Source organism: Bradyrhizobium genomosp. I (2014) (genome assembly GCF_000261685.1).
Taxonomy (GTDB): Bacteria; Pseudomonadota; Alphaproteobacteria; order Rhizobiales; family Xanthobacteraceae; genus Bradyrhizobium.
The window spans coordinates 1-5,099 of record NZ_AJQE01000158.1; the positions used below are offsets into that span (position 1 = coordinate 1).

At 67.5% G+C, this 5,099-nt stretch carries 5 protein-coding genes; 3 read left to right on the forward strand and 2 right to left on the reverse strand.

The window, feature by feature from the left end; translation table 11 throughout:
* Window positions 1-126 precede the first annotated feature (126 nt).
* The 3 genes from IC50_RS15080 to IC50_RS15090 all read left to right on the forward strand — a co-directional run bounded on the left by IC50_RS15080 (window position 127) and on the right by IC50_RS15090 (window position 3,355).
* Window positions 127-1,470 (forward strand): caspase family protein, encoded by a 1,344-nt coding sequence (locus IC50_RS15080; RefSeq protein ID WP_035705855.1) that lies wholly within the window; start codon window positions 127-129, stop codon window positions 1,468-1,470.
* A gap of 27 nt (window positions 1,471-1,497) precedes the next feature.
* Window positions 1,498-1,986 (forward strand): hypothetical protein, encoded by a 489-nt coding sequence (locus IC50_RS15085; RefSeq protein WP_035705857.1) that lies wholly within the window; start codon window positions 1,498-1,500, stop codon window positions 1,984-1,986.
* A 151-nt stretch (window positions 1,987-2,137) separates the two neighbouring features.
* The gene (locus tag IC50_RS15090; protein ID WP_035705859.1) at window positions 2,138-3,355 is read left to right on the forward strand and encodes a hypothetical protein; all 1,218 of its coding nucleotides are present in this window, start codon (window positions 2,138-2,140) and stop codon (window positions 3,353-3,355) included.
* On the opposite strand, the gene gmk is transcribed toward IC50_RS15090, so the two are convergent.
* Window positions 3,288-3,947, reverse strand: coding sequence for a guanylate kinase (gmk, locus tag IC50_RS15095; protein WP_035705862.1), 660 nt, complete (start codon window positions 3,945-3,947; stop codon window positions 3,288-3,290). The genes IC50_RS15090 and gmk overlap by 68 nt on opposite strands.
* 3 nt (window positions 3,948-3,950) lie before the next feature.
* Complete coding sequence (locus tag IC50_RS15100) at window positions 3,951-4,838, reverse strand: YicC/YloC family endoribonuclease (RefSeq protein WP_035705865.1); 888 nt, start codon at window positions 4,836-4,838, stop codon at window positions 3,951-3,953.
* Window positions 4,839-5,099: the final 261 nt, after the last annotated feature.

The following is a 5,099-nucleotide window of genomic DNA, read 5'->3' on the forward strand; positions in this document are numbered from 1 at the left end:
AAGCTCGGGCGAAACGCGCCGCGGGAACGCGACGTCATGACCCTCGCCCACAGGCGCAGACTGTCGCGGTGCTTTTCGCCTGCGCGGCGGGCTGTTAGACTGGCGCCCTTATTTTGAGGATTTTTGATGCGCGCGAGGATTTTCAATCGCGTCCCGGGGCTGGCGGCGCTGATCGCCGCCGTGCTCGCCGTCACGACGCTTCAAGCATCGGCCGAGAAGCGCATCGCGCTCGTGGTCGGCAACTCCGCCTACAAGAACATCACCCCGCTCGACAATCCGTCCAGGGACGCCAGCCTGATGGCGGAGACGCTCGGCGCGCTCGGCTTCACGCTGGTCGGCGGACGCGCCCAGCTCGATCTCGACAAGGGCGCGATGGACATCGCAGTGCAGAGCTTTGGCCGGCAGGTCCAGGGCGCCGACGTCGCGCTGTTCTACTATGCCGGCCACGGCGTGCAGGTCGCAGGCTCCAACTATCTCGTGCCCGTCGGCGCCAATCCGACCCGGGAGGCCGACGTCGATTTCCAGATGACCGACGTCAACCTCGTGCTGCGCCAGATGCAGGGTTCAGGCACGCGCCTCAACCTCGTGATCCTCGATGCCTGCCGTAACAACCCCTTTGGCTCACGCGGCCTTCGTTCCTCCGACGGCGGCCTCGCGCAGATGCGTGCGCCGGAGGGCACGCTGATCTCCTATGCGACCCAGCCCGGCAACGTCGCCCAGGACGGCAGCGACGGCCACAGCCCCTATACCAAGGCGCTCGCCACGACGATCCGGGTCGCGGGCCTCGACGTGTTTCAGACCTTCAACCAGGTCGGTCTTGCCGTGAAACGCGCCACATCAGGCGCGCAGCAGCCCTGGGTATCGTCCTCGCCGATCGACGGCACCTTCTATTTCGTGCCGCCGAGGCAAAGCCCGCCGCCGCAGGTCGCGGCGATGCCGCCCGATCCGTTGCCCGATCGGCTGCGCGCCGACCCCGACCGCGTGCCGCTGCGCGATGCCGCCCTGCTCAGCGAACTGAGCGAGCGGCTCTACGAGCTCAATTTCGATCCTGACACGCCCGACGGCCTGACGCGCGCGATCACGAAACTCCAGCAGCGGATCTCGATGGCGCCGACAGGTGAAGCGACCGAAGGCCTGCTGCTGAGGATGCGCAGGATGGAGGATCTGAAGCCGTGGGGCTCGATCGTCTACGGGCCCGACAGCAGCAAATGGGGCATGTCGTGGAATCACGCCTCGCGGCGCGCCTCGGTGGCGGACGCACGCGGCAATTGCGGCGACGCCAAATGTCCGATCGAGCTCTCGTTCTACGGCCGAAGCTGCGGCGCCTTCGCCATCTCCGACAAGTCGTGGTCGCTGGTCCAGCGCGATGGCGTGCAGCGCGCGAAAGACGCGGCGCTTGACGAATGCGGCAAGGCTGGCAAAGCTTGCCGCATTATCGGATCCGTCTGCGCCGACGGCTCCGGCCGCTGATACCTTTTTCATTCGGATTTTTTGCTCATGCCCAATGCCGTCACCCGTACGACTGCCCTTGCCTTTCTCCTCAACCTCGCCATCGCCTCGTCGTGCGCCTTCGCGCAGTCCGGCAGCGCCGGCGGCTCGATCGGCAACGACGAGAAGTCGCTGTCGGGCTCGCGTTCGGACCGCTCGACCGAACCGGCTCCGTCCGCACGCCGGAGCAAGCCGGCCGACGAGTCGCGCTCGTCGTCCCGGCGAAGCGGAGGCGGACGTGGCGGCTTTGACGGCGCCTGGATCGTCACCAGCGTCGGTTGCGGCGGCTCCACGAGCGGCGCGGTCGTGGTCAGCTCGGGCAGAGTCATCGGCGAAGGCGTGACCGGAACCGTTAGCCAGAGCGGCTCGGTCAGCACACGCGGACAAGGCCAGGGCGTAACCTTCACCGGCGCGGGCCGCCTCTCCGGCCGCAGCGGGTCCGGGACGTGGCGTCGCTCCGACGGCTGCGGCGGAACCTGGACCTCAGCCAAGCAGTAAGGCGGAAAAAGGCCTGACATCGCCGCGGAACGAACGCGCCGCAGGCCCAATTCAAGCCACATCCTCTCCGGATTTGCGGCTCATTGCCACCCAACTCTTTGACGAGAAGGGGCTGGTTGAGAGTTGCGTCATGCGTAACCGGGAGACCAGGATGGGCAACCGCGCCGCAAAGTTCATTTCTACCCTCGTCGCCAGCATCGTTGCAGGCGCGCCATTGGCCGCGCTGTCGCAGAACGCGCCAACCGCATCGAGCACGGCCAACGCGGCCACCGAATGCCTTGCCGCGCCGAAGGGCGCCGCGCCGCAGGGGCAGCACTGGTACTATCGCCTCGATCGCACGACGAAGCGGAAATGCTGGTATCTGCGCGCCGCGGGCGACAAGGACAGCGCGAGGACCGCGCAAACCGCGCAGGCCGCCGGCGATACACCGGCGGCAGATACGCCGGCGCCGCCGCAGCACGCGGTGCAGGACGCGCGCGCTGAATATCTGACGCCGCGGAGCGACGCCGCCCCCAGGACGCCGAACGCCCCTGCGCAAGCCGCCGCCGCGACGCCGGTACAACAATCCGCCGACCAGGCCGCTGACGGCAACGCGCGGCAACCCGCCGACACCGCGCCCTGGCCCGATGTCTCCGCAGCGGCCGCTCCGCCAGCGCCGCCGCCGGCACCAACCGCTGTCGCGGCCGCCGCGCAGCCGGGCGCAAAGCCATCAAAATCCCCGTCCACCGCTGCGGCAGACGGCACGGCCGGCAAGCCGACCGGCTCGCTTCAGATGCTGCTGCTCGTGATCGGCGGCGCTCTGGCGCTCGCCGGACTCCTCGCCAGCATCATCTACCGCTTCGCCGGCGCGCGCGTCCGCCTCCAGTCCGCCGACCGTCACGGACATTGGGACGATCGGGGGATGCAGAACCATGACGGAAGCCGTGCGCCCTGGCTCGATTCAACGCCGGCCGACGCCGGGCCGTTGCACCCCGTCGACTTCGATGCGGTACGTCCGCAGCCGAAAAGACAAGTGACAAAACTTGCGGCGATCGGCCGCGAGATCGAGCTGATCGACGCGCGCAGACAACGCGCCGCCGCCGCGGCCGCAGAATCTGTCGAGATCAAGCGTGCCAAGGCCGAGATCAAGACGGTCGACAAGAAATTCGAGACCATGCCCGCTGCACCCCGGCTCGGTGCCAACGAGACCGGCGAGGACCGCGATGACGCACCGTCAGCTCGTGAAGCCGATGCCGTCGACGTCGACGTCATCACGACGATGCTGGAACAGCTGGCGAAGGAAGGACCGCGCCTGTCGCGGCCTAGCCTTGAAGCTGACCTTGCAAACTTCGAACGAAGCCTACGAGGCCGATCCGCCGCTCGCGCTTGAGGCGTTCGGCCTTCAGGATCGACTGCACCTCGGCGAAGGCCTCGTCGACGTCGTGGTTGATCACGATGTAGTCGTACTCGGCCCAGTGGCTCATCTCGTGGCTGGCGCGGCTCATCCGCTTGCGGATCACCTCGTCGGAATCCTGCGCACGTGAGTGCAGGCGCTTCTCGAGATCTCCGGCCGAGGGCGGCAGGATGAAGACGCTGACGACGTCGGCGCGGGCCTTCTCGCGCAGCTGCTGCGTACCCTGCCAGTCGATGTCGAACAGCACGTCCTGTCCGGACGAAAGCGCCGCTTCGACCGGCGCGCGCGGCGTGCCGTAGCTGTTGTCGAACACGGTTGCCCATTCCAGCAGCTCGTCGCCCTTCACCATGGCCTCGAACCTCGCCTTGTCGACGAACAGATAGTCGCGGCCGTCGACCTCGCCTGGACGCTTGGCGCGCGTGGTGGCGGAGACCGACATCCTGAGGCCCGGCATCCGCTCGATCAGGAGACGCGACAGCGTCGTCTTGCCCGCGCCCGAGGGCGAGGACAGCACGAACATCAATCCGCGCCGCTCGACACCGTCAGTTCCGTGACCGCCCGTCGTCATCGATCACTCCAGATTCTGGACCTGCTCGCGGAACTGCTCGACCACATTCTTCATGGCGAGCCCCGTGTTGGTGAGCTCGATGTCGTTCGACTTCGAGCAGCAGGTGTTGACCTCGCGGTGAAACTCCTGCGCCAGAAAATCGAGCTTGCGCCCGATCGGGCCGCCCTTGCCGATCAGCTCGCGCGCCTGCGCGATGTGGGAGGCGATGCGGTCGAGTTCCTCGCGGATGTCGGCCTTGGTCGCGATCAGGATCGCTTCCTGCATCAGGCGATCGGAATCGAAACGGTCGGAGGTGTCGAGCAGGTTTGCGATCTGCTCGGTGAGCTTCGCCTTGATCGCCTCGGGCTTGCGGCCGGGCGCCGCTTCCGCCTTTCTCGCAAGCTGCTCGATCTCGTCGACCCGCTGGGTCAGGATCTGCCCGAGCGAGGTCCCCTCGCGCTTGCGCATCTCGACGAGGTCGGCGAGCGCCTTGTCGAAGGCTTCGGCCGCAGCGGCACGCGCGGCCTTGTCCTCCTCCTCGTCGCCCTCGGGCTCGGCGACCTCGACCACGCCCTTGATGGCGAGCAGGCCGTCGACGCTCGGCGCCACCGCATCGACCTTGCCGGAGATCATTGCGGCGGCCTTCAGCACGGCGTTGAGCACGTCCTCGTTGACGCGCACCGTGGCGGCGGCGTTGGTGCGCTTGACGTTGAGATTGGCGTAGACGGTGCCGCGCGACAACAGTTCGCCGGCGCGCTTCTTGGTATGGGTCTCGAGTTCGTCGAACCCCTGCGGCAGCCGCACCCTGAGGTCAAAGCCCTTGGCGTTGACCGACTTCAATTCCCATTCGAACGTGTACGGCCCGCTCGCGCCGTGGCTTCGGGCAAAGCCGGTCATGGACGACAGCGCCATCGGTTGAGATTCTCCAGGAACACGGGATTCGCGAGGCCATCAAGCCACGCGAATCTTAAGACTATTTTGCCGGAAAGTGGAATCCGCAATGTCCGCAGGCAAGGCCCGCGAGCCTAGCGCTGGACCACCGGCGGCGAGGACTGCACCGCGCCCTGCCGGGCCGGCGCGGGATTGGCGGGGCGCGCCGCCGGCGGCCTTTTCTGCTGACTGGGGCGCGCCGGTGTGGTCGCGGTCGGCGGATCGGCGGCAGCCGGCGCCGCC

Excerpts from the sequence above, each read along its gene's own strand:
- IC50_RS15080 (WP_035705855.1), top strand. The coding sequence starts at position 127 with ATGCGCGCGAGGATTTTCAATCGCGTCCCGGGGCTGGCGGCGCTGATC.
- IC50_RS15085 (WP_035705857.1), top strand. The coding sequence starts at position 1,498 with ATGCCCAATGCCGTCACCCGTACGACTGCCCTTGCCTTTCTCCTCAAC.
- IC50_RS15090 (WP_035705859.1), top strand. The coding sequence starts at position 2,138 with ATGGGCAACCGCGCCGCAAAGTTCATTTCTACCCTCGTCGCCAGCATC.
- gmk (WP_035705862.1), bottom strand. The coding sequence starts at position 3,947 with ATGACGACGGGCGGTCACGGAACTGACGGTGTCGAGCGGCGCGGATTG.
- IC50_RS15100 (WP_035705865.1), bottom strand. The coding sequence starts at position 4,838 with ATGGCGCTGTCGTCCATGACCGGCTTTGCCCGAAGCCACGGCGCGAGC.